The sequence below is a fragment of the Streptomyces sp. NPDC096193 genome (assembly GCF_040302905.1).
Classification (GTDB): Bacteria; Actinomycetota; Actinomycetes; order Streptomycetales; family Streptomycetaceae; genus Streptomyces.
The window spans coordinates 1-23,369 of sequence record NZ_JBEOSJ010000037.1 but is presented as its reverse complement, the minus strand read 5'-3'; the positions used below and the strand labels follow the sequence as shown (position 1 = coordinate 23,369).

At 70.8% G+C, this 23,369-nt stretch carries 22 protein-coding genes and 2 tRNA genes; 15 read left to right on the top strand and 9 right to left on the bottom strand.

The features are described 5' to 3' along the window. The first annotated feature begins 75 nt into the window (after positions 1-75). The 4 genes from ABTX78_RS33285 (at position 76) to ABTX78_RS33270 (ending at position 5,482) form a co-directional block, all read left to right on the top strand. Positions 76-2,991, top strand: coding sequence for a UPF0182 family membrane protein (locus ABTX78_RS33285; RefSeq protein ID WP_352210535.1), 2,916 nt, complete (start codon positions 76-78; stop codon positions 2,989-2,991). A gap of 49 nt (positions 2,992-3,040) precedes the next feature. Further along, positions 3,041-3,114, top strand: a tRNA-Met gene (locus ABTX78_RS33280). Positions 3,115-3,317: 203 nt separating this feature from the next. Beyond that, a complete protein-coding gene (locus tag ABTX78_RS33275) occupies positions 3,318-5,336 on the top strand; it encodes a tetratricopeptide repeat protein (protein ID WP_352210511.1) in 2,019 nt (672 codons plus the stop codon). Positions 5,337-5,408: 72 nt separating this feature from the next. After that, positions 5,409-5,482 (top strand) — tRNA-Met (locus tag ABTX78_RS33270). A gap of 63 nt (positions 5,483-5,545) precedes the next feature. Here the strand turns inward: ABTX78_RS33270 and ABTX78_RS33265 are convergent. Next, the gene (locus tag ABTX78_RS33265) at positions 5,546-6,370 is read right to left on the bottom strand and encodes an NAD(P)H-dependent oxidoreductase (RefSeq protein WP_352210510.1); all 825 of its coding nucleotides are present in this window, start codon (positions 6,368-6,370) and stop codon (positions 5,546-5,548) included. A gap of 244 nt (positions 6,371-6,614) precedes the next feature. Beyond that, the gene (locus ABTX78_RS33260) at positions 6,615-7,031 is read right to left on the bottom strand and encodes a Fur family transcriptional regulator (RefSeq protein ID WP_352210509.1); all 417 of its coding nucleotides are present in this window, start codon (positions 7,029-7,031) and stop codon (positions 6,615-6,617) included. A gap of 125 nt (positions 7,032-7,156) precedes the next feature. Here ABTX78_RS33260 and ABTX78_RS33255 point away from each other — a divergent pair, with 125 nt between their 5' ends. After that, complete coding sequence (locus ABTX78_RS33255; RefSeq protein WP_352210508.1) at positions 7,157-8,626, top strand: catalase; 1,470 nt, start codon at positions 7,157-7,159, stop codon at positions 8,624-8,626. 154 nt (positions 8,627-8,780) lie between these two features. On the opposite strand, the gene ABTX78_RS33250 is transcribed toward ABTX78_RS33255, so the two are convergent. Both ABTX78_RS33250 and hisN read right to left on the bottom strand, forming a co-directional pair. Continuing rightward, complete coding sequence (locus tag ABTX78_RS33250) at positions 8,781-9,185, bottom strand: CBS domain-containing protein (RefSeq protein WP_352210507.1); 405 nt, start codon at positions 9,183-9,185, stop codon at positions 8,781-8,783. Between the two features lie 232 nt (positions 9,186-9,417). Beyond that, positions 9,418-10,218 (bottom strand): histidinol-phosphatase, encoded by an 801-nt coding sequence (gene hisN, locus ABTX78_RS33245; RefSeq protein ID WP_352210534.1) that lies wholly within the window; start codon positions 10,216-10,218, stop codon positions 9,418-9,420. 151 nt (positions 10,219-10,369) lie between these two features. Between hisN and ABTX78_RS33240 the strand changes: the two genes are divergently transcribed. Beyond that, positions 10,370-11,029 (top strand): TetR/AcrR family transcriptional regulator, encoded by a 660-nt coding sequence (locus tag ABTX78_RS33240; protein WP_352210506.1) that lies wholly within the window; start codon positions 10,370-10,372, stop codon positions 11,027-11,029. Here ABTX78_RS33240 and ABTX78_RS33235 read toward each other — a convergent pair. The 4 genes from ABTX78_RS33235 to ABTX78_RS33220 all read right to left on the bottom strand — a co-directional run bounded on the left by ABTX78_RS33235 (position 10,974) and on the right by ABTX78_RS33220 (position 14,597). Then, positions 10,974-11,297 carry a DMT family transporter gene (locus ABTX78_RS33235; protein ID WP_352210505.1) on the bottom strand — a complete coding sequence of 108 codons (324 nt, stop codon included), beginning with the start codon at positions 11,295-11,297 and terminating at the stop codon, positions 10,974-10,976. The genes ABTX78_RS33240 and ABTX78_RS33235 overlap by 56 nt on opposite strands. A 92-nt stretch (positions 11,298-11,389) precedes the next feature. Next, a complete protein-coding gene (gene rsgA / locus ABTX78_RS33230; protein ID WP_313944218.1) occupies positions 11,390-12,403 on the bottom strand; it encodes a ribosome small subunit-dependent GTPase A in 1,014 nt (337 codons plus the stop codon). Between the two features lie 4 nt (positions 12,404-12,407). Then, a complete protein-coding gene (aroA, locus tag ABTX78_RS33225; protein WP_352210504.1) occupies positions 12,408-13,748 on the bottom strand; it encodes a 3-phosphoshikimate 1-carboxyvinyltransferase in 1,341 nt (446 codons plus the stop codon). A gap of 108 nt (positions 13,749-13,856) precedes the next feature. Next, complete coding sequence (locus ABTX78_RS33220) at positions 13,857-14,597, bottom strand: M50 family metallopeptidase (protein WP_352210503.1); 741 nt, start codon at positions 14,595-14,597, stop codon at positions 13,857-13,859. A gap of 50 nt (positions 14,598-14,647) precedes the next feature. Between ABTX78_RS33220 and ABTX78_RS33215 the strand changes: the two genes are divergently transcribed. The 8 genes from ABTX78_RS33215 (at position 14,648) to def (ending at position 22,065) form a co-directional block, all read left to right on the top strand. After that, positions 14,648-15,463: an SOS response-associated peptidase gene (locus tag ABTX78_RS33215; RefSeq protein ID WP_352210502.1), complete on the top strand. Its 816-nt coding sequence runs from the start codon at positions 14,648-14,650 to the stop codon at positions 15,461-15,463. 24 nt (positions 15,464-15,487) lie between these two features. Then, positions 15,488-16,123 (top strand): alpha/beta hydrolase family protein, encoded by a 636-nt coding sequence (locus ABTX78_RS33210; RefSeq protein WP_352210501.1) that lies wholly within the window; start codon positions 15,488-15,490, stop codon positions 16,121-16,123. Between the two features lie 257 nt (positions 16,124-16,380). After that, positions 16,381-17,046 carry a sigma-70 family RNA polymerase sigma factor gene (locus ABTX78_RS33205; RefSeq protein ID WP_352210500.1) on the top strand — a complete coding sequence of 222 codons (666 nt, stop codon included), beginning with the start codon at positions 16,381-16,383 and terminating at the stop codon, positions 17,044-17,046. After that, entirely contained in the window at positions 17,043-17,363 is a 321-nt protein-coding gene (gene rsrA / locus ABTX78_RS33200; protein WP_352210499.1) for a mycothiol system anti-sigma-R factor, read from the top strand. Before ABTX78_RS33205 ends, rsrA begins: the two co-directional genes overlap by 4 nt. Before the next feature lie 240 nt (positions 17,364-17,603). Further along, positions 17,604-18,986 (top strand): HD domain-containing phosphohydrolase, encoded by a 1,383-nt coding sequence (locus ABTX78_RS33195; RefSeq protein ID WP_352210498.1) that lies wholly within the window; start codon positions 17,604-17,606, stop codon positions 18,984-18,986. Beyond that, positions 18,983-20,239, top strand: coding sequence for an HD-GYP domain-containing protein (locus tag ABTX78_RS33190; RefSeq protein ID WP_352210497.1), 1,257 nt, complete (start codon positions 18,983-18,985; stop codon positions 20,237-20,239). The genes ABTX78_RS33195 and ABTX78_RS33190 overlap by 4 nt, the downstream gene beginning before the upstream one ends. A 105-nt stretch (positions 20,240-20,344) precedes the next feature. Then, positions 20,345-21,352 carry a tetratricopeptide repeat protein gene (locus ABTX78_RS33185; RefSeq protein WP_352210496.1) on the top strand — a complete coding sequence of 336 codons (1,008 nt, stop codon included), beginning with the start codon at positions 20,345-20,347 and terminating at the stop codon, positions 21,350-21,352. Positions 21,353-21,432: 80 nt separating this feature from the next. After that, a complete protein-coding gene (gene def, locus ABTX78_RS33180) occupies positions 21,433-22,065 on the top strand; it encodes a peptide deformylase (RefSeq protein ID WP_352210495.1) in 633 nt (210 codons plus the stop codon). A 4-nt stretch (positions 22,066-22,069) separates the two neighbouring features. On the opposite strand, the gene ABTX78_RS33175 is transcribed toward def, so the two are convergent. Continuing rightward, positions 22,070-23,038, bottom strand: a complete 969-nt coding sequence (locus tag ABTX78_RS33175) for a GlxA family transcriptional regulator (RefSeq protein WP_352210494.1) — start codon at positions 23,036-23,038, stop codon at positions 22,070-22,072. 82 nt (positions 23,039-23,120) lie between these two features. Here ABTX78_RS33175 and ABTX78_RS33170 point away from each other — a divergent pair. After that, a partial coding sequence (locus tag ABTX78_RS33170; protein WP_352210493.1) for a hypothetical protein occupies positions 23,121-23,369 on the top strand: 249 nt, incomplete at its 3' end.

The window sequence follows — 23,369 nt, the reverse complement described above, 5'->3', positions numbered from 1 at the left end:
CAGTAGTGGGCTCTACGATCGCGGGGCCCTTTTCACACGACCGCGAACTTCGAGGTGCGCACGTTGGCTTTCCAGATGCCGGACCGCGGCGGAGGCCCGACCGGGCCACGGATGAGAGTGGGCCGGCCGTCCCGGCGCGTCCGCACTTTGCTCATGACACTGGCCGTGCTGGCCGTGCTGGCCATGGCGTTCGTTATGTTCGCCGGGTTCTGGACGGACTGGCTCTGGTACCGCTCAGTCCACTACTCCTCGGTGTTCACCACCACCCTGTGGACCAAGATCGGGCTGTTCGCCGTCTTCGGTCTGCTCATGGCGGGAGCCGTCGGGCTGAACATCTGGCTCGCGCACCGGCTGCGCCCGCCGCTCAGTGCGATGTCGCTGGAGCAGCAGAGCCTCGACCGGTACCGCATGAGCATCGCCCCGTACAAGAAGTGGGTGCTCCTCGCGATCACCGCTCTGGTCGGGCTGATCGCCGGAGCGTCCGCCACCGGTCAGTGGCGCACCTGGCTGATGTGGGTCAACGGCGTGCCCTTCGGCCAGAAGGACCCGCAGTTCAAGATGGACGTGTCCTTCTACGCGTTCGACCTGCCGTGGTACCGCTTCCTGCTCGGCTTCGGTTTCGCAGCCGCCGTGCTCTGCCTGATCGCCGCCGCGTTGACGCACTACCTGTACGGCGGGCTGCGCATCACGAGCCCCGGCGCCCGGGCGACCGCGGCGGCCACCGGCCACCTCTCGGTGCTGCTCGGTGTCTTCGTCTCGCTGAAGGCCGTGGCGTACTGGCTCGACCGGTACGGCCTCGCGGTGAAGTCCAGTGACTTCAAGGCCACGGGGAACTGGACAGGCCTGCGGTACGTGGACGCCAACGCCTATCTGCCGGCGAAGACGATCCTGTTCTGCATCGCGGTCATCTGCGCCCTGCTCTTCTTCGCGACGCTCTGGCGGCGTACGTGGCAGCTGCCCGTCATCGGCTTCGGCCTGATGGTCCTGTCCGCGATCCTCATCGGCGGTCTCTACCCGGCGATCGTGCAGAAGTTCCAGGTCCAGCCGAACGAGCAGGCCAAGGAAAGTCCGTACATCAAGAAGAACATCGATGCCACGCGCAAGGCGTACGGCATCGACAGCGCCAAGCCCGAGGACTACGAGGGCAAGGGCAACCCGCAGCGGAAGGCGCAGCAGCGCGAAGCGGCCACGTCGGCCGCGAGTTACCGCGTCGTCGACTCCAACGTCGTCTCGCCCGCCTTCCAGCAGCTCCAGCAGGAGCGCAAGTACTACCAGTTCCCCGCGACGCTGGACGTCGACCGGTACACCGGCCCCGACGGCAAGCCGCAGGACACGGTCATCGGTCTGCGCGAGCTCAACATCACGGGCATCCCGAAGAGCAACTGGATCAACGACCACTTCACCTACACCCACGGCTACGGCGCGATCTCGGCCAAGGGCACCAGCGTGATCACCGATCCGAACCGGGGCACCGTCGGCGCACCGGACTTCACCGAGGCCGGCATGCCCACCAAGGGCCAGCTCGGGAAGTACGAGCAGCGGATCTACTACGGCGAGAAGACCGAGCAGTACTCGATCGTCGGCGGTCCGCAGAAGGAGCTCGACTACGAGGCCAGCGTCGGCCCCACCAAGTACACGAGCTACCAGGGCAAGAGCGGCGTCAGCCTCGCCAACCCGCTGAACCGCGCCGCGTACGCAGTGGCTTTCAGCGAGCCGCAGATCCTGTATTCGGGTGCTGTCGGGGAGGGTTCGCGGGTTCTTTACAACCGCACCCCCAAGGAGCGCGTCGAGGCGGTCGCCCCCTGGCTGACGATCGACGGCGACGCCTACCCGGCGGTCGTCGACGGCCGTATCCAGTGGATCGTCGACGCGTACACCACGACCAACGGCTACCCGTACGCCTCGCGTACGACGCTCGGCGACACCACGACCGACTCGCTTACCACCAACCAGCGCGCGGTCGTCGCCCAGCAGAATCAGGTCAACTACATCCGGAACTCGGTGAAGGCGACCGTCGACGCGTACGACGGCTCCGTGAAGCTGTTCCAGTGGGACACCGAGGACCCCGTCCTGAAGACCTGGATGAAGGCGTTCCCGGGCACGGTGAAGCCCAAGGCCGACATCTCGCCCGAGCTCAAGGCCCATCTGCGCTACCCGCAGGACATGTTCAAGGTCCAGCGCGAGCTGCTCACCCGCTACCACGTCACGGAGCCCGAGCAGTTCTACAGCGGCAGTGACGCCTGGCAGGTGCCGGACGACCCGACGAACAAGGACACCAGCGCGGTCCCGCCGTACTACCTGAGTCTGAAGATGCCCGGGGAATCGGCGCAGAAGTTCTCGCTGACGACGACGTTCACACCGGCCGGACGCCCCAACCTGGGTGCGTTCATGGCTGTCGACGCCGATGCCACCAGCAAGGGCTACGGAACGATCAGACTGCTGAGAGTCACCTCGACCGTCCAGGGTCCGACACAGGTGCAGAGTGAGCTGAACGGTGTGCCCGAAGTGGCCACGTTCGTACGGGACCTGAGAGGTACCGACTCGGACATCGAGTACGGAAACCTGCTGACGGTGCCGCTCGACGGCGGGTTCCTCTACATCGAGCCGGTGTACGCCCGAGGCGGCAGCGCGAACTATCCGCTGCTGAAGAAGGTGGCCGTCGCGTACGGCGGAGGCAAGCCGGTCTTCAAGGACAGCCTGACGGAGGCGCTCGACGCGGTCTTCGCCCAGGATGGTGCCGAGCCGCCGCCGACGACGACGCCACCGACACCACCCGGGGACGGCACCACCAAGCCTCCGCCGGCGACCGGTGACGCCGCGCTCAAGGGCGCCATCGCCGACGTGCTGAAGGCGCACCAGGACGCCGAGGCCGCGCTGGCCAAGACGCCGAAGGACTGGGAGGCGTACGGCAGGGCCCAGGAGGACCTGGACGCGGCGCTGCAGCGGCTGAACGCGGCTCAGGGCAGGCCGAGTCCCAGCCCCTCCCCGTAGCTGCTGAACAGGCAACACTCCGCGTCGTGATAGTGTTTCAACACAACGGCGCGGGGTGGAGCAGCTCGGTAGCTCGCTGGGCTCATAACCCAGAGGTCGCAGGTTCAAATCCTGTCCCCGCTACTGAAACGAAGAGGGCCCGGATCCTTTTGAGGATCCGGGCCCTCTTCGTGCGTATGTGCTGCCGGTGGGAACTGGGCGCGCCGTGGGGCGAGTTGGCCGTCAACGTGTTTGACTTATCTCTCTGTGGGCATGTCGACAAAACGCTGAAGTGACCTTACTGGCTGCGGTATACCAGGTGTACGCGGGTTGCAGGTGGTGCGACGATGGAATTTATGGGGGACAGGGCAACTCTGTTGAAGACAGGGCGGTTTGTGCAGCAGCATGCCGGTAACGCGGCAGATGTGACCAGCGCTGCCGACCCCGCGGACACTCCTGCCGCGAGCCAGGTCGACGGCGTGGGCGCCCCTGAGGGCGCCGACTCCGTGGAGAGTGCCGGGGCCGAGGAGCGATACCGCCGTGCGGCGGAGAGCGGCGACACCGCGTCGATGAGCGTGCTCGGCGCGCTGCTGATGCGCCGCGGCGACCTCGACGGTGCCGAGCCCTATCTGCGGGCCGCCACCTCCGAGGGCGACCGTGCGGCCGCCAACAACCTGGGTGTCCTGCTCCACCAGCGCGGTTACGCGGACGAGGCGGCCGGCTGGTGGCGTATCGCCGCCGTCGCCGGTTCGGCCGCCGCCGCGCACGCCCTCGGACGCCACTTCCGCGAGCGGGGTGACGAGCCCGCCGCCGAGTACTGGCTGCGCCAGTCCGCGGAGCAGGGCCACGCCCTGGGGGCGTACGCACTCGCCGATCTGCTGGAGCACCGCAGCGATGTCGGCGCCGAGCGCTGGCTGCGCGCCGCCGCCGAGCAGGGCCATCGTGAAGCGGCCTACCGGCTTGCCCGCGCGCTGGAGCGCCGGGCGGCGGACGAGGCCCGCACCGGTGGGACCGCGGGACTCCTGGTCGTCCGCACGGACGACGGTGCAACAAGCGCCGCCGATGGCGCCTGCGCGCCACCCGGCGGCCGTGGCCGTGACACCGGTGCGCCCTCCGGTCGCGCCGGTCCCGAGGACCGGGCGGGCCCCGAGCCCACCACCCTGGACGAGGCCGCCCAGTGGTACCGGCAGGCTGCCGCACGGGGACACCGCAGGGCCGCGCTGCACCTCGGCGCCATCCTCGAGAAGCGCGGAGAGCTGAAGGAAGCGGGCCGCTGGTACCTCACCTCCGCCAAGGACGGCGAGGCGCGTGCCGCCTGCGCGCTCGGTTTCCTGCTGCGCGACGCCGGCGACGAGGAGAGCGCCGCCGTCTGGTGGCTGCGCGCTGCCCAGGAGGGCGACGGCAACGCCGCCAACGCCCTGGGCGCCCTGCACGCCGCCCGCGGCGAGCAGCAGACCGCCGAGCGCTGGTACCGCGCCGCGATGGACGCGGGCGACGTCAACGGCGCCTACAACCTGGGGCTGCTCTGTGCCGCCCAGGACCGCACCGCGCAGGCCGAGCAGTGGTACCGCCGTGCCGCGTACGCGGGGCACCGGGAGGCCGCCAACGCGCTCGCCGTGCTGCTGCTGCAGTCCGGCGACGCCACGGGCGCTGAGCCGTGGTTCTCCAAGGCGGCCGAGGCCGGCAGCGTGGACGCCGCCTTCAACCTGGGCATCCTCCACGTCGGCCGGGACGACGACCGTACGGCCCTGGTCTGGTACGCCAGGGCCGCGGCCGCGGGTCACACCGAGGCGGCGCTCCAGGTCGGCATAGCGCTGCTCCGCGACGGCGACGACCGGGCCGCCGAGCGGCATCTGCGGTGCGCAGCGGGCGGCGGCAGCCCCGAGGCGGCCTTCCGGCTCGCGACGCTGCTCGACTCCCGTCAGCCGCCCCCGGGCGCACCCGCGCTCGGCGAGCCGCCGGCGGAGAAGAGCGAGTGCGAGGAGTGGTACGAGCGTGCCGCCGAGCAGGGGCACCGCCGTGCCCAGGTGCGGGTCGGCATGCTGGCCGCCGCCCGCGGCGACATGGCGGAGGCGGACCGCTGGTACCGCGAGGCCGCCGAGGCGGGCAGCCGCAACGGCGCCTTCAACCTCGGGCTGCTCCTCGCCCGTGAGGGCAACGAGCGGGAGGCGGCCCTGTGGTGGACCCGGGCGGCGCGCGCGGGACACGGGCGGGCCGCACTGCGCCTGGCCCTGCTCGCCGCGCGCAGGGGCGAGCTCACCGAGGGCCAGCGCTGGTGCGCGCGTGCCGTCGAGCTCGGCCCGGCCGAGGTGGCGGAGCGTGCTGCCCGGCTGCGGGACGCGCTGCACCAGGAGCTCACCGCGTAACGGAGCTCACTCCGCACAGGCGCTTATGGATTTGCTCAGGTCAGTGGGGTGACGTAATGTTGTGTTCACCGACGCGGGGTGGAGCAGCTCGGTAGCTCGCTGGGCTCATAACCCAGAGGTCGCAGGTTCAAATCCTGTCCCCGCTACTGAAACCGAAGGCCCGGATCCTGATGGATCCGGGCCTTCGGTCTGTCCGGGCCCCAATCCGTTCAACGGTCGGCCTCCGTCGGGCCGCCCGTCGTCTCGCACGGTTCGGTGTGTCCGGGGCCCGTGTAGTGGATGCGGATGCCCTCCTCGCCCGGCGCGTGCTCGGGACGCAGGACGAGGTGCTCGTCGTAGTCGCCGCCGTTCTGGCGGCGGTAGGGAATCGGGTCGGTCTCCGGAAGGGCGAGGAGCCGTTCGCGCAGCCGCCCGGCGGCGGCCTCGTACTCGGGTCCCGGCAGGCACACGGTGCCGTTGACGACCAGGGGCGGGACCACGGCCATGCCGGTGTACCAGAGGGTGCCGTGCAGGATCGGGAACAGCACGTCGTTGATGTCGCCGTGGATGCCCCGCGGCCCGGTCGTGGCGGCGTTGGCGCCGACCGTCGTCACCACCAGCGCGCGGCGGCCGGACAGCCCGCCGTCTCCGTAGCGCATTGCCCGGCCCGTGGCCGGATCCGGCACACCCTGGGCGAAGCCCTGGACGAACAGCCGGTCGAACCACCCTTTGAGGATGGCGGGCATGCCGAACCACCACAGGGGGAACTGCACGACCAGCGTGTCCGCCCACAGCAGCTTGGCCTGCTCCTGACGGATGTCCTCGCTCAGCGTGCCGGTCTCCAGGGCGCGCTGGGACTCGGTGAGCACATCGAGGCGCTTGTCCGGGTCGTGGGCGAAGTCACCGTGGTCGACCACAGGGTTCCAGCCCATCGCGTAGAGATCCGACTCGACGACTTCGTGCCCCCGCTCGCGCAGCACCGCGACGCCTTCGTCGCGCAGTGCCCCGTTCAGCGAGCGCGGGTCGGGGTGGGCGGACACCCAGAGCACGCGCACGGCCGATCACTCCCTCCGTTGCGGTGTGCGCCCGTCGCGCACACATCGCTGGTGTGTCTGCCCGGGCGGAGGGGACTGAATCCGGTCAGCGGGTCGAGGGACGCGATCGGTGGGCCCGGTCGGTGCGTGGAGGGACCCGGTCGGTGGGTCGAGGACCCCGGCCCCTGGTCGCCGGGGGATCGGGGCGCGCGGACAGCGAAAAGCCCCGGCACCGTCGGGTGCCGGGGCTCTCGATGTCGTCCGGCTACGCCGCCGCGCAGTTCGGGCAGGTGCCGCGGTAGGTCACCTCGACGTCCGAGATCGTGAAGCCGAAGCGCTCGGAGTCGGGCAGGCTCGCCAGCGGATTGCCGGCCGGGTGCACATCGCGGATGGCGCCGCAGTGGGCGCAGACGAGGTGCTGGTGGGGCTGGTGGGCGTTCGGGTCGTACCGCTTGGCGCGGTGGTCCGTGGAGACTTCCAGGACCTCGCCGAGGGTGACGAGCTCGCCGAGCGTGTTGTAGACCGTCGCCCGCGAGATCTCGGGCAGCCTCTTCACCGCCCGCGCGTGGACCTCGTCGGCGGTCAGATGCACGTGCTCGCCGTCGAGGACCTCTGCCACGACACGCCGCTGGGCAGTCATGCGCCAGCCGCGTCCGCGAAGCCGTTCAAGAAGGTCGCTCATAGGAACAGCCTAACAGTGGCTCGTCCCAGGTCCCGACCGAGTGTGAAATTGGATGTTTACTTGACTTGGACAAAGTCCATTGTAGGGTCGGATCCAGCAATCACTGAGGGACAGGACTTGCAGGAATGACGCAGGAGGCGCACGTGACGCAGGGACCGCTCACCACGGAGGCCGGGGCTCCGGTCGCCGACAACCAGAACAGCGAGACGGCGGGCGTCGGCGGTCCTGTTCTGGTGCAGGACCAGGCGCTGCTCGAGAAGCTCGCGCACTTCAACCGCGAGCGCATTCCGGAGCGCGTCGTCCACGCGCGGGGCGCCGGCGCGTACGGCACGTTCACGCTCACCCGTGACGTCTCGCAGTGGACGCGTGCGAAGTTCCTCTCCGAGGTCGGCAAGCAGACGGAGACGTTCCTGCGGTTCTCGACCGTCGCGGGCAACCTCGGCTCGGCCGACGCGGTGCGTGACCCCCGCGGCTTCGCGCTGAAGTTCTACACCGAGGAGGGCAACTACGACCTCGTCGGCAACAACACCCCGGTGTTCTTCATCAAGGACGCCATCAAGTTCCCGGACTTCATCCACACCCAGAAGCGCGACCCGTACACCGGCAGCCAGGAGGCGGACAACGTCTGGGACTTCTGGAGTCTGAGCCCTGAGTCGACGCACCAGGTCACCTGGCTCTTCGGCGACCGCGGCATCCCGGCCACGCTGCGCCACATGAACGGCTACGGCTCGCACACCTTCCAGTGGAACAACGAGGCCGGCGAGGTCTTCTGGGTCAAGTACCACTTCAAGACGGACCAGGGGATCAAGAACCTCACCACCGACGAGGCCAACCGCCTCTCCGGTGTCGACCCGGACAGCCACCAGCGTGACCTGCGCGAGTCCATCGAGCGCGGTGACTTCCCGTCCTGGACCGTGCAGGTGCAGATCATGCCGGCGGCCGAGGCGGCGACCTATCGCTTCAACCCGTTCGACCTCACCAAGGTGTGGCCGCACGAGGACTACCCGCCGATCGAGATCGGCAAGCTGGAGCTCAACCGCAACCCGGAGAACATCTTCGCCGAGGTCGAGCAGTCCATCTTCAGCCCCGCCCACTTCGTGCCGGGCATCGGTCCCTCTCCGGACAAGATGCTCCAGGGCCGTCTCTTCGCGTACGGCGACGCCCACCGCTACCGCGTCGGCATCAACGCCGACCACCTGCCGGTGAACCGCCCGCACGCCACCGAGGCGCGGACGAACAGCCGTGACGGCTTCCTGTACGACGGCCGCCACAAGGGCGCGAAGAACTACGAGCCGAACAGCTTCGGCGGCCCGTTCCAGACGGACCGTCCGCTGTGGGTCTCCACCCCGGTCGGCGGCGGTACCGGCAACCACGAGGCGCCCCGTCACGCCGAGGACGACGACTTCGTGCAGGCGGGCAATCTCTACCGCCTGATGTCGGAGGACGAGAAGACCCGGCTGATCGAGAACCTCTCGCAGTTCATCGCGAAGGTGTCGCGCGACGACATCGCCGAGCGGGCGGTCGACAACTTCCGCCAGGCGGACGGTGACTTCGGCAAGCGGCTGGAGGCCGCGGTCCAGGCCCTTCGCGGCTGACCGGCGACTGCCGAAGAACAGAGGGCCGGATCCCTGTCCAGGGGGGTCCGGCCCTCGTCTGTGCCCTCCGGTCGCCCGGCTCCCTGCGTCGTCCGTCGGCGGCTGCCGGGCCCCGGCGCTCGTCGATCGCCGGGCGGCGGGTCGCCGGCGGGCTCTAGCCGACGAGCGTGGAGTGGTGCCGCCGGGCCGGGGCCCAGCAGCGGATGATGTCGCGGACGGAGACGATGCCGACGGGACCGCCGTCACCGTCCATCACGATCAGGTGCCGGAAGCCGCCGTGCGACATGGCCTCCGCAGCCTCCTCCAGGGTCCAGGACGGCGCGGCGAAAACGACGTCGGTGGTGGTGTGGGTGCCGGCGGTCTCCTGGTCGGGGTCCTGGCCCGTGCCCACCGCTACGAGGATGTCGCGCTCGGTCAGAATGCCCAGGCCGTCGGCGTCGGTGTCGAGGACGACCGCCGCGCCGACGCGGCGTGCGGCCATCAGCCGGGCCGCCTGGCGGAGTGTGTGCGTGGGTCCGATGGTGAGGACCACCGTGCTCATGGCGTCACGGACGAGCATGAATGGAGCCACCTCCTTGGTGATCGGCAGTTCGGGAACCGATTCACAAGTTCACAAGTGGACGGACTCTCAGAGTCGCAGTCTTGGGGGGCCGCAGCAAGGGGGCGGGCGCGGCGCATTGACCGGCGCCCGGACACCGCCGGGACGGACGCGTGCGCCTGCCCCGGCGATACGGCTCGGCGGGGGCTGCCCGGCAGAGCCGCTGCCGCTCGGTCGCGGCTGACGGTGACCGTCAGTAGCGCTGATTGAGGTAACCGAGCAGTTCCTCGTGGAGCAGGCCGTTGGACGCGGCCGCGTTCCCGCTGTGCGGGCCGCGGCGTCCGTCCAGGCCGGTGAAGGATCCGCCGGCCTCCTGGACGACGATCGCGGTGGCGGCCATGTCCCACAGCGACAGCTCGGGCTCCGCGCAGATGTCCACCGAACCCTCGGCGACCATCATGTACGGCCAGAAGTCGCCGTAGCCGCGGGTTCGCCAGCACGCGCGGGTCAGATCCATGAAGCCGTCCAGCCGCCCCTGCTCCTCCCAGCCGCTGAGCGAGGAGTACGCGAAGGACGCGTCCGAAATGCTGCCGACCCGGCTGACCTGGAGCCTGGTGGCCTGGCTCAGGCTGCGCCCGGTGTAGGCGCCACCCCCCTGCGCGGCCCACCAGCGGCGGCCGAGCGCGGGGGCCGAGACCACGCCGACGACCGGCTGGAAGCCGCCCTCGCCCTGGACCATGAGGGAGATCAGCGTCGCCCAGACCGGGACGCCGCGTACGTAGTTCTTGGTCCCGTCAATGGGGTCGATGACCCAGCGGCGCGGGCCCGTGCCCTCGATGCCGTACTCCTCGCCGAGGATCGCGTCACGCGGTCGCGCTCTCTTCAGCTGCCCGCGGATCAGTTCCTCCGCCGCTTTGTCGGCCTCGGTCACCGGCGTCATGTCCGGCTTGGTCTCGACCTTGAGGTCGAGGGCCTTGAACCGGTCCATGGTCGCGGCGTCGGCGGCGTCGGCGAGGACATGGGCGAGGCGCAGATCGTCGTGGTAGTCGGGCATGGTCGTCACTCTATCGGGGCTCATCCGGCCTCCCGGGAGCACCCGCTCGCCCCGGCTCTTGACAGTGCGTGGAGGCGCGTCAACTCTGAGCGCAGTGCCGTACCGCACGGTGGGCGCCCGGTCGGGGCGCCGCCCGGTCTGGGAGGCGATGATGCCTACAGCGCGAGAGTCCCTGCTGAATGCCGCGCTCGCCGCGCTTGCCGAGCTGCCGTGGTCGGGGGTGCGGATGGTGGATGTCGCCTCCGCCGCGGGGGTCTCGCGGCAGACCCTCTACAACGAATTCGGCAGCAAGGACGGGCTGGCCCGCGCCCTGGTACGGCGGGAGACCGACACCTTTCTGTACGGCGTGGACCAACTGCTGGCCGAGCGGACGGCTCCCGTGGACCGGCTGGCCGCCGTGGCCGAGTGGACGGTCGGTGAGGCGCGGTCGAGACCGTTGCTGCGTGCGCTGCTGACGGGCTGCTGGGGCGAGCATCTGCCCGTTCCCCGGCCCGCCCGTCGTGATGCGCCCGCGGCCGGAGTCCCCGCCCAGCGCCGCGCGGACGCCGGACTGCCGGCCCCCTCGGACGTGGTGACGGAGGTACGGGACAGATCGCGGGCCGCGCTGGAATCCGCGAGGCCCCAGGGGTGGACGGCGGAGGAGTCGGCCGCGCTCGCGCAGCGCTGCGAACTGACGGTGCGGCTCGCGTTCTCCTATGTCGTCGCGCCCGCCGGTGAAGGCGTGGGGCAGCTGGTCCGTACGGCCGTGGCCGGGCTCAGTGTCCCGACCCCGACAGCTGGAGACCGACAACACCGACGATCACCAGCGTGATCGAGACGATCTTCAGAGTCGAGACCACGTCGCCCAGGAAGACCATGCCGTAGATCGCGGTCCCGGCCGCTCCGATGCCCGTCCACACCGCGTACGCCGGACCGACGTCCAGTTTCCGCAGGGCCAGGGTCAGCAGACCGAAGCTGCCCAGTGCGAAGCAGGCGAACGCGATCGTCGGCCAGAGCCGGGTGAATCCGTGCGACAGCTTGAGACACACCGCGAAGCCCGTCTCCAGGATCCCGGCGACCACTACCAGCAGCCACGCCATGGTCTGTGCCTCCGCAACGCTCGGTGACTGCTCGGTAGGACGTGCTGCGATTATGCCCTTACCAGGACCGACAGGCGGCAAACGTGCGCCGGTCAGTCGCCCTCGCGTCGCTCCCGGGTGGCGAGCAGCCGCCGCAGGGAGTACAGCCTGGCCGGGTCCGCGTGGCCCTCGGCGACCCACTCGTCCAGCGCGCAGTCCGGCTCGTCGTGGCTGCACGCCCGCGGACAGCCCTCCGTCCCCGGTACGAGATCCGGGAAGGCGAGGATCACGCGGGACGGGTCGACATGGTGCAGACCGAACGACCGCACGCCGGGAGTGTCGATCACCCAGCCGCCCTCCTTGTCGTTGAGCGGGAGGGCGAGAGCCGAGGTGGTGGTGTGCCGGCCGCGGCCCGTGACCGCGTTGACCAGGCCGGTGCTCCGTCGGCGCTCCTTCGGCACCAGGGCGTTGACCAGCGTCGTCTTGCCCACGCCGGAGTGGCCGACGAACGCGGTGGTGCGGCCGGAGAGGTGTTCGTGCACGCGCTCCGCGGCGACGCCGTCGACGAACTCGTCGCGGGTGGTGACCACATGGGGGACACCGAGCGCCCCGTACATCTCCAGCAGCTCGTCCGGCGACGCCAGGTCGGACTTGGTGAGGACCAGGAGCGGGGTGAGCCCGCCGTCGTAGGCGGCGACCAGGCAGCGGTCGATCAGACGCGGGCGCGGTTCGGGGTCGGCGAGCGCGGTCACGATGGCCAGTTGGTCGGCGTTGGCCACGACCACGCGCTCGTAGGGATCGTCGTCGTCGGCCGTACGCCGCAGGACGGACTTCCGCTTCTCGATCCGCACGATGCGCGCCAACGTGTCCTTGTCCCCGGACAGATCGCCGACGATGCCGACCCGGTCGCCCACGACAGCGGCCTTGCGGCCCAGCTCCCGGGCCTTCATGGCGTGGACGATCCGGTCCTCGACGAGGCAGGTGAGCCGCCCGCGGTCGACGGTGAGGACCATGCCCTCGACGGCGTCCTCGTGCTTGGGGCGGATGTTGGTCCGCGGCCGGTTGCCCTTGCGGTTCGGGCGGACGCGGATGTCGTCCTCGTCGGGGTTCTTGCCGTAGCGCCGCATGTCCTCAGGCCCCGAGCATTCCGGCCCACATCCGCGGGAAGTCGGGCAAGGTCTTCGCGGTGGTGGCCACGTTCTCGATCTGCACGCCCTCGACGGCGAGACCGATGATCGATCCGGCCGTCGCCATCCGGTGGTCGTCGTAGGTGTGGAACACCCCGCCGTGCAGCGGACGGGGGCGGATGTGCAGTCCGTCCTCCGTCTCGGTGACGTCGCCGCCGAGTTCGTTGATCTCCTTGGTGAGAGCGGCCAGGCGGTCCGTCTCGTGGAGGCGCAGATGCGCCACCCCGCGCAGTGTGGAGGGGGAGTCCGCGAGAGCCGCGACGGCCGCGATGCCCGGGGTCAGCTCGCCGACCTCGCCGAGGTCCACGTCGATGCCATGGACGCGGCCCGTGCCGGTCAGGGTGAGACCGGCGTCGGTCAGCTCGCAGGAACCGCCCATCTCGGTGAAGATCTCGCGCAGCGCGTCGCCGGGCTGGGTGGTGCGCTCGGGCCAGTCCGGAACGGTCACCCGGCCGCCGGTGATGAGCGCGGCCGCCAGGAACGGCTGAGCGTTCGACAGATCGGGCTCGACGGTGAGGTCACGGCCCAGCAGGGCGGAGGGGGAGACCCGCCACACATTGGGCTCGCCACCCGTCTCCGGCTCGTCGACCTGAGCGCCGACCGCACGCAGCATGTCGACGGTCATCCGGATGTGCGGCATCGACGGCAGACGGGCGCCGATGTGCCGCACCTCCACGCCCTGGTTGAAGCGCGGGGCGGAGAGCAGCAGCGCCGAGACGAACTGCGAGGACGAGGAGGCGTCGATCTCGACGGAGCCGCCGTCCAGTGCGCCGCCGCCGTGCACGGTCATCGGGAGCGCGCCGCGGCCGTCGTCGTCGATACGGGCGCCGAGCACGCGCAGGGCGTCGATCACGCCGTTCAGCGGGCGCTCGTAGGAACGGGGGTCGCCGTCGAAGCGGATCGGGCCGGACGCGAGCGAGGCGACGGGCGGAAGGAAGCGCATCACCGTGCCGGCGTTCCCGACGTCGACGGTGGCCGGGCCGTGCAGACCCGCGGGGATCACGCGCCAGGCCTCGCCCTCGCTGTCGTGGGCGCCGGTGACGGTGGAGCTGGAGGACACCGTTTCCTCGATGCCGACACCGAGGGCGCGCAGGGCGTCGGCCATCAGCAGGCTGTCGCGCGAACGCAGCGGGCGGCGCAGCCAGCCCGGCTCGGCGGCGAGAGCGGCCAGCACGAGAGCGCGGTTGGTGACCGATTTGGAACCGGGCACGGTCACCGTCGCTTCGACGGCTCCGGTCGCGAACGGGGCGGGCCAGAGGGCAGGGTGCACGGAGGCTTCGGTCATGGCCTTCACTTTAATGGCTCCGCACGAACCCCGATCTTGATCAAATACGGCGAAACCGGGGCGTAATCGATCAGTGGTAAAGGGCTTCGGCGAGTGTTCGCCATGTGCTCACAGGCCCAGCAGCCACCGACCGCCGCCGATCAGTGAACACAGCGAGACCGCGTGGAAGAGGAACAGCCACAGGGCGGGCGGCACATGGGTCAGCCGGGCGAGCTGATCGGCGTCCGAGTCCGGTGCCCCGCCGTGCCGGCGCTTGGACTGGAGCTCGAAGGCCGGCCGTACGCCGCCGAGCAGCAGGAACCAGACGGCCGCGTAGGCGAAGGCGGCCTGCACCTCCGGCTCGGTGAGCCAGGAGACGAGCAGAAAAGCGGCGCCCGTGAGGATGACGGTGACGGCTCCGTAGACGTTGCGGATCATCACCAGCATGGCCAGCAGCAGCGCCGTGGACACCCACAACAGCAGGGTGATGTGGTGCGCGGCCAGCAGCCAGGCGCCGCCGAGGCCCAGCAGGGGAGGCGCGGTGTAGCCGGCCGCCGCGGTGAGGATCATGCCGAGGCCGGTCGGCTTGCCGCGGCTCACCGTCAGACCGCTGGTGTCCGAGTGCAGCCGGATGCCGTCCAGCTTGCGGCCGGTGAGCAGGGCGACGAGGCCGTGGCCGCCCTCGTGGGCGATCGTCACGGCGTTGCGGGAGACGCGCCAGACGGGATGCGGGAGCACGACGGCGAGGGCGAGGACCGCGGCGCCGATGACCAGCCACCGGTCCGGTGCCGGCTGGGACCCGAAGACGCGGTCCCAGAGATCACCTATGGACGCACTGCTGAGCGGGGAAACGGATTCGGTGCTGACCATTTCTGGGGCGGGCTCCTCGGGCGGCGGTCGGGAGTGGCAGTCTGGCACTTATGTGCGGACGGTATGCAGCCAGTCGTAGGCCCGAGGACCTCACCGGACTCTTCGAGGTCGAGAAGTGGGAGCCGAAGGAGACGCTGGCTCCCGATTTCAACGTCGCCCCGACCAAAGAGGTCTACGCGATTCTCGAACGCCCCCTCAAAGACGCGGAGGACCCCCGCCCGGTTCGCCAGCTCCGCACGCTGAAGTGGGGGCTCGTGCCGTCCTGGGCGAAGACGCCCGAGGGCGGGGCCCGGATGATCAACGCCCGGGCGGAGACCGTGCACGAGAAGCCGTCGTTCCGCAGGCCCTTCGTCTCGCGCCGCTGCATCCTGCCGGCCGACGGCTATTACGAGTGGGTGACCGCGGCCGAGGAGCGCCGGCTGGAGGAGGAGGGCAGGAAGAAGCGGCCGAAGAAGCAGCCGTACTTCGTCGCCCCCGCCGACGGCTCGGTGTTCGCCATGGCCGGTCTGTACGAGTTCTGGCGGGACAGCACTCTGCCCGACGACCACCCCCAGGCGTGGTGGGTGACCTGCTCGGTGATCACCACGGAGGCAGAGACGGGACCGCTCGGCGTCGCACCCGCCGAAGGACCGCGCTCGCTGTCCGACATCCACCCCCGGATGCCCCTGATGCTCACGCCGGACCGGTGGGACGCCTGGCTGGACCCGTCCCGGACGGATGTGGACGAGCTGAAGGCGCTGCTCCAGCCGCCGCCGGAGGGCCTGATGCGGGCGTACCCGGTGACGACGGCCGTCAGCAATGTGCGCAACAACGGACCGGAACTGCTGGAAGAACTCGCGGCGCCGCAGGAGAGCACGCTGTTCTGACCCCCCGCGGCCCAAGATGGCTGCGTGAAGAACAACGAGATCGTCGAAACCCCGGCCGGGGACGCCCGTGTCACCTGGTACGCGGCACAGGACGCCACGACCGTGCTGGCCCTCGGCCACGGGGCCGGCGGCGGCATCGGTGCCCGCGACCTCCAGGGGATCGCCGCCGCGCTGCCCGCCGACGGGGTCACCGTCGCCCTGGTGGAGCAGCCCTGGCGGGTGGCGGGGAAGAAGCTCGCACCCGCGCCCAAGACCCTCGACATCGGCTGGCGGGCCCTGTGGCCGGCCCTCGCCGCGCCCGGCCTGCCGGTCGTCGCCGGCGGGCGCAGCGCAGGGGCGCGGGTCGCCTGCCGGACCGCACGGGAGCTCGGGGCGGTCGCGGTCCTTGCCCTCAGCTTTCCGCTGCACCCGCCCGGCAGACCGGAGAAGTCGCGGGCCGCGGAACTCCTCGGCGCCGGGGTGCCGACGCTCGTCGTCCAGGGCGGCAACGACCCCTTCGGCAGGCCCCGTGAATTCCCGGACGGCGCGTACGAACTGGTCGAGGTGGAGCAGGCGGATCATGGCTTCGCCGTCGCCAAGAGCGCCAAAATCGCCGAGGAGGAGACCGTGACAACCATCACGGACGCGGTGCGCGCCTGGCTGGGGCGACTGCGGGAATGACCGGGGGTCCGGCTCTGTTGTGCGGGATGTCTGTACGTCAGTACCGGAGCATGGAGTAGGGAGTCCGTCGCATGGGTTCGACCATCTGCCCGAGCCGCAGGCACGCCGCTGACCTGGAGTGGACCGTGCTCTCGGCAGGCAAGAGCGCCCCCGTTCGGGCGGCGGGCGGAATGGATCGGCAGGAGCCGGCGACCGAAGGTCGACTATTCTCCGATTCGAGCGGGTCCGCATTCGGCCTCGCCACAGCGTTGGAGGAGGTGGGTCCGGTCACTGGGACCGACGCAGGGACCGACGACGGCCAGGCGGCACAGCCGGAAGAGACGTCCGCGGAGCGCAACGCCCGTTTCGAGCGTGACGCCCTCGGCTTCCTCGACCAGATGTACTCCGCCGCCCTGCGCATGACGCGCAATCCGGCCGATGCCGAGGATCTCGTGCAGGAGACGTATGCCAAGGCGTACGGGTCCTTCCACCAGTTCCGTGAGGGAACCAACCTCAAGGCGTGGATGTACCGGATTCTCACGAACACCTTCATCAACTCGTACCGGAAGAAGCAGCGCGAGCCCCAGCGCAGTGCCGCCGAGGAGATCGAGGACTGGCAGCTGGCGCGCGCCGAGTCGCACATGTCGACGGGACTGCGCTCCGCGGAGTCGCAGGCTCTCGACCACCTCCCCGACTCGGACGTGAAGGCCGCGCTGCAGGCCATTCCCGAGGAGTTCCGTATCGCGGTCTATCTCGCAGACGTCGAGGGCTTTGCGTACAAGGAGATCGCGGACATCATGGGAACACCCATCGGGACGGTGATGTCCCGCCTGCACCGGGGCCGTCGCCAACTGCGCGGCATGCTCGAGGACTACGCACGTGAGCGCGGACTCGTCCCGGCCGGTGCGGGGGAGTCGAACGAAGCGAAAGGCTCGGGCTCATGAGCTGCGGAGAGCCGCACGAGACGGACTGCTCAGAGGTCCTGGACCATCTCTACGAGTTTCTCGACCGAGAGATGCCCGACAGCGACTGCACCAAGTTCGAGGTCCACTTCGAGGAGTGCTCCCCGTGCCTGGAGAAGTACGGTCTCGAGCAGGCCGTGAAGAAGCTGGTCAAGCGCTGCTGCGGGCATGACGACGTGCCCACGGACCTGCGCGCCAAGGTCATGGGCCGCATCGATCTCATCCGTTCGGGACAGGCGGTCCCCGAGCAGGACGTGACGATCGCGGGCAGCGAGCTGCCGGGTCTCGCCCAGGAGTAGCCCAGGACGCCGCAGCAGCAGCCGGAAGGTGCGCCACGAGACGCGTGGCGCACCTTTTTCGTGGGCGGGTGCCCCTCACGCGTCGGTTTTCAATGGCGGGTGCCGCACGCGTCCGTGCCGCCCTTCCGTGCCCGTGTCGTCGCGCCGCCCTGTCACCCGTCTGTGCGAAAGGTGGCCAACGCCCCGCCGTGTCCTCTCCAACTCGCTAGCCTGGCGCTCGATTTGGGAGGGGGCGGAGCAGTGAGGTCCGTACCGGCATCGGCACGTGCGTACATTGTGGCCGCCCTGCTCTGTGCCGTGGCCTGTGTCCTGCCCGCGCTGCGGCAGGAGGCGGCGGGCGGCTGGAGGGCCGTCGGCCTGCTCGCCGGGCTCTACGCCGTCTGCGAACTGCCCGCCCGCTGCCGCTACCTCGGCAGCTCGGTGCCCGTCGCGGCCGGCTCCTTCTTCCCGGTGCTGCTCGCCGCCGCGTTCCTGCTGCCCCCGGCCCAGGCCGCGCTGGTCGCCGTGCCCGGCGCCCTGCTGGGACGGGTCGACCGGCGGCCCGCGGGCGTGCGGCGTCTCTGGCGGGCCGCCCAGCTGACCCTCGCCACCTGGACCGCCGCCCAGGTCTATCTGCTGCTCGGCGGCGAACACGTCCTGCGCGCCCCCGACTTCCCGCAGGCTCTCGTGACAGCGGCCGGCGGCGCGCTCGCCTTCTGCCTCGCCGTCACCGCTCTCGACGGCGGCATCCTCGCGACCGCGGAGCGGCTGCCCCTGCGCACCGCGTGGCGCGGCCCTGCGCTGTGCTCCCTCGTGCCGCATCTGGTGCACGGGCTGGCCGGGCTGATGATGGCGGTGCTGTGGGCGAGTCCGTACGGCCCGCTGTCCGCTCTCTTCGTGCTGCTGCCGATGTACATCTCCTGCTGGATCTTCGCGCAGTACCACCGTGAGCGCGCGGCCCACCAGGCCACCATCCGCGCCCTCGTGCAGGCCGTCGACCTGAAGGACAAGTACACCCGCGGGCACAGCGAGCGGGTGGGAAGGGCCTCGGCCCTCATCGCGCGCGAACTCGACATGGACGAGGAGCGCCTGGAGGTGCTCCGGTTCGCCGGGATCCTCCACGACGTGGGCAAGCTGGGCGTGCCCACCCGGGTGCTGCGCAAGGACGGTCCCCTCACCCCCGACGAGCGCCGGGTCATCGAACTGCACCCGGAGTACGGCCACGAGATGGTGCGCGGCATCGGGTTCCTCGGCGAGGCGCGGGCCGCGATCCTGCACCACCACGAACGGCTCGACGGCAGCGGGTATCCCTACGGGCTCGCCGGCCGGGAGATTCCCGAGTTCGCCCGCGTCGTCGCCGTGGCCGACGCCTTCGACGCGATGACCTCGACCCGTTCCTACCGGCGGGCCCGGCCCGTGCCGGCGGCGCTGGAGGAACTGCGGCGGTGCGCGGGCACGCAGTTCGACCCTCGGATGGTGCGCGCTCTGGTCCGCGCGCTGGAGCGGCACGGCTGGGAGACGGCCGTCACCTCGGACGAGCCCGGTCCGCCGGGCGCACGGGCCCCGCGGGCAGGCGTGCCACCGCAGCCGGCCGTCGTCCCCGCCCGCCGCCGTGGCAACCGCACCCCCGGCGGCGGCGTGTGAAGCCGGGGACCGGCGCCGTCGGCGTCGTCCACGGCGCTGCCGCCGCGCTGACCTGCGCCGGCCTGGCGTGGACCTTCTGGGACGGTCTGGCGCAGCCCGGCCACGCCCTGGCCTTCGGCGCGCTCATCGTCGTCGGCGAACTCGCCCGCTGGGGTGCGGGGCCGGGGGAGCGGGAACCCGCGCCCATCGGGGCCGCCGGGGCGCTCGCGTACGCCCTGCTCGGGGAGAGCGCGGGCAGGAACACCAGCCACGGCGTCCTCCAGGTGGTCGCCGTCGTCGTGGCGGCCGCGCTCGTGGGGGCCGTCCTCCATGTGGCGCGCGGACATGGACCCGCGCTGGACCATGTCGCCCGCCGGGTGCTCACCGTCGGCTTCGCCGCCGTCTGTTTCCAGCCGCTCTACAACTCGGGCGAACTGGAGCGCCGGCTCGGTCACGGCCCGTACTACGCGCTCTTCCTGCTCGTGCTGCTGCTCCTGACGGCCCTGTGCGACGCCGTGCTCGCCGCCGCCATGCTGCGCGCCCGCTCCGGCTTCCCGTACGGCCCGCTGCTGCGCGACGAGCTGCGGGCGATCCTCGGCATAGGGTCCGCCGTCTGCGCCACCGGTGCCGTCATGGCGCTCGCCGTAGCCGTCGCGGGGCTGTGGGCGCTGCCCGTCTTCTGTGTGCCCCTCCTGCTCACCCAGCTCTCCTTCCGGCGCTACGCGGCCGTCCGGACGACCTACCGGCAGACCATCGCCTCACTCGCGCGGGCGACCGAGATCGCCGGATACACCCGGCCGGGCCATGCCCACCGCGTCGCCTTTCTCTCCACCGCCGTCGGGCGGGAGCTGGGTCTCACCGGCGGCGATCTGACCGTTCTGGAGTACGCGGCGCTGATGCACGACATCGGCCAGCTCTCCCTCGTGGATCCCGTGCCGGACGGGGCCACGACCCTCCTGCCCGTGCCCGAACAGCGCCGTATAGCGCTGCTCGGCGGAGCCGTCGTCCGCCAGACCGGAGTCCCGTCCGCCGTCGCCGTCGTCGTGGAGCGCCAGGCCGACCCGTACCGCGAACAGCCGCTGCCCGCCCGGATTGTCCGTGCCGTCAACGCATACGACGATCTGACCGGGGGAAGCGGACGCTCTGCGGGCGGGGCGCTCGGGGCACTCGAACGGCTCCGCCTCGGCACCGGACAGGACTATCAGCCGGAGGTGGTCGAATCACTTGCCAGAGTCCTGGCGCGAGGCGGTCTGGCCCCCGCCCCACCTGGGTAACCCATGGGTAATGAGCCAGCCTCCGACCGGGCATGGTTGGATGCAAAAGAGGACACACAAGCAGCGTGCGGGGGCAGTGACCCGAGCGACCGGCAGGCGGGAATCGTGAGGATCTTCGGGAAGGTACGGCATCGGCCCTCCGCCTCGTGGCGGCAGGCCACCGACCGCGCGTTCACGCTGATCGGCGACGGCCGGTACGAGGACGCGGGCGCTCTGCTGACACGAGCGGCGGACCTTGAGCCCTGGCTCTCCGAGTCCTGGTTCAATCTCGCCCTGCTGCACAAGTTCCGGCACGACTGGGAGCAGGCCAGGGCCGCCGGTCTGCGAGCGGTCGCCCTGCTGGACAAGGAGACCGGGGCCCCCGACTGGTGGAACGTCGGCATCGCGGCCACCGCCCTCCAGGACTGGCCGCTCGCCCGCCGCGCCTGGCAGGCGTACGGGCTGAAGGTGCCCGGCAGCCCCACCCGGGCCGGTGTCACCGGCGCGGCCGCGGCGAACGGCGAACCGGTCGGCATGGACCTCGGCAGCGCCGCCGTACGGCTGTCGCCCGAGGGCGAGGCCGAAGTGGTGTGGGGCCGCAGGCTCGACCCGGCCCGGATAGAGGTGCTGTCGATCCCGCTGCCCTCCTCCGGCCGCCGCTGGGGCGAGGTCGTCCTGCACGACGGTGTGCCGAACGGCGAGCGGACCACGTCCGCGGGCCCGTCCTACCCCGTCTTCGACGAGATCGAGCTCTGGGCGCCCTCTCCCGTGCCCACCTGGGTGGTGCTGCTGGAGGCGGCCACCGAGGCCGACCGGGACGCCCTGGAGCAGCTGGCGTCCGACGCCGGATTCGCCGCCGAGGACTGGTCCTCGTCGGTACGACTGCTGTGCCGGGCCTGCTCCGAGAGCCGGATGCCGAGCGCCGAGGGCGAGGGCGAGCACCTCGACCCGCACGACCACAGCGAGCCCGGCCATCCCGGCCCGCTCGGCCATCGCACGGCCGGCGATCTGTGGTCGCCGGAGCGCGAGTGCGGCATCGCCGCCCCCGCCGGCCTGGTGCGCGGACTGCTCGACGGATGGGTCGCGGACAGCCCGGACACCCGTGAGTGGCGGGATCTCGAGGAAGTCTGCTGACGCCTGCCCGTAGGCTGTACGGACACAGAGTGACCGGCCACCGGGCTCACATCGGGTACTGAGGAAGGCGTACGGCTGACATGGCGTCGCAGCAGGAGACGGACCAGCAGGTCAACGATGGTTTCGTCGTGGACACGGAGGACTGCGAGGCACGTGAGCTCGCGCATCGCGAGCGGGGCACCTCGCGCCCGATCACGGTGGTCGGCAACCCCGTCCTCCACACGGAGTGCAAGGACGTCACCGCCTTCGACGACAAGCTCGCCTCGCTGATCGACGACATGTTCGCGAGCCAGCGCACCGCCGAGGGCGTCGGCCTGGCCGCCAACCAGATCGGCGTGGACCAGAAGGTCTTCGTCTACGACTGCCCCGACGACGACGGTGTGCGGCACGTCGGTGTGGTCTGCAACCCGGTCCTGGAGGAGCTGCCTCCGGGGCTGCGCGTCCTCGACGACGCCAACGAGGGCTGCCTCTCCGTCCCGACCGCCTACGCCTCGCTGGCCCGCCCGGACTACGCCGTGGTGCGCGGCCAGGACGCCCAGGGCAACCCGATCAAGGTACGCGGCACCGGCTACTTCGCGCGCTGCCTCCAGCACGAGACGGACCACCTGTACGGCTACCTCTACATCGACCGGCTCTCCAAGCGGGAGCGCAAGGACGCGCTGCGGCAGATGGCCGAGGGCACGCCGCGCTACCCGGTCGTGCCCAACGACTGAGCCCTCAGGCGACGGTCCGCACCGGGCCGCGGAACGTGCGGCGGTAGGCGTTCGGCGTGGTGCCGAGGGTGCGCAGGAAGTGGTGGCGCAGCGCCGCCGCGTTGCCGAACCCCGACCGTCCCGCGATGGTGTCCACCGTGTCGTCCGTCGACTCCAGCAACTCCTGCGACAGCAGCACCCGCTGTCGCAGCAGCCAGCGGTAGGGCGTGGTCCCGGTCTCCTGCTGGAAGCGGCGGGCGAAGGTCCGCGGTGACATGTGGGCACGCTCCGCGAGCTGTTCCACGGTCATCTCGCGATCCAGATGCCGTTCCATCCAGGCGAGGACGTCGCCGACCGTGTCGCACCGGGTCCGCGGCAGCGGGCGTTCGATGTACTGCGCCTGGCCGCCGTCGCGATGCGGCGGCACCACCATCCGCCGGGCGATGTGGTTGGCGACCTCCGGACCGTGCTCCTGGCGCACCACATGGAGGCAGGCGTCGATCGCCGCGGCGGTGCCGGCCGAGGTGATGACCGAACCCTCGTCGACGTACAGCACATCGGGATCGACGACGGCCAGCGGATGGCGCTCGGCCAGGATGCCGGTGTGACGCCAGTGGGTGGTGCAGCGGCGGCCGTCCAGCAGTCCGGCGGCGCCGAGGACGAAGGCGCCCGTGCAGACGCTGATCACCCGGGCGCCCCGGTCGACCGCGCGGCGCAGCGCGTCCAGCAGCTCCTCCGGGTAGCCCCGGGTCGGATAGTCGCCGCCGGTGGGGACGGCGACGAGATCCGCGTCCTCCAGCCGCTCCAGGCCGTGCTGTGTGGTGATGCTGAACCCGGCGTGCGTGTGCAGCGTGGGGCCCGCGGCGGAGACCACGGCGAAGTCGTAGACGGGCATGCCGTCCTCGCTGCGGTCGAGGCCGAACACCTCGCTGATCACGCCGAGTTCGAAGGGGTGCACGCCCTCCAGGAGAACGGCGGCCACGTTTTTCAGCATGGGCCCAGTGTGGCAGTAATTCGATGGTTCATGACAGTCCTGCCACTGACCTCTTTGCCGCCCGAGGACGACAGTGGAGGACATGAACGCATTCCTGGAGTACCTGTTCGTGATCGCCCTCTTCGCACTGATCACTCTTCCGTCCCTGGTGGGGCATGCCAGGGACCGTGCCGTCGACCGTCAGCTGCGGGAGGCCGCGGGACGCCTGGAATCCGAGCGTCCCGCGGCCACGACCACCGCCGGGGCCCACGGTCGGCGCCCCGCACCCCGGCTTCCTGCACCAGACCCGCACCCGGACGAGCGCCGGCCTGCGCGGCACCGACGACCTGCC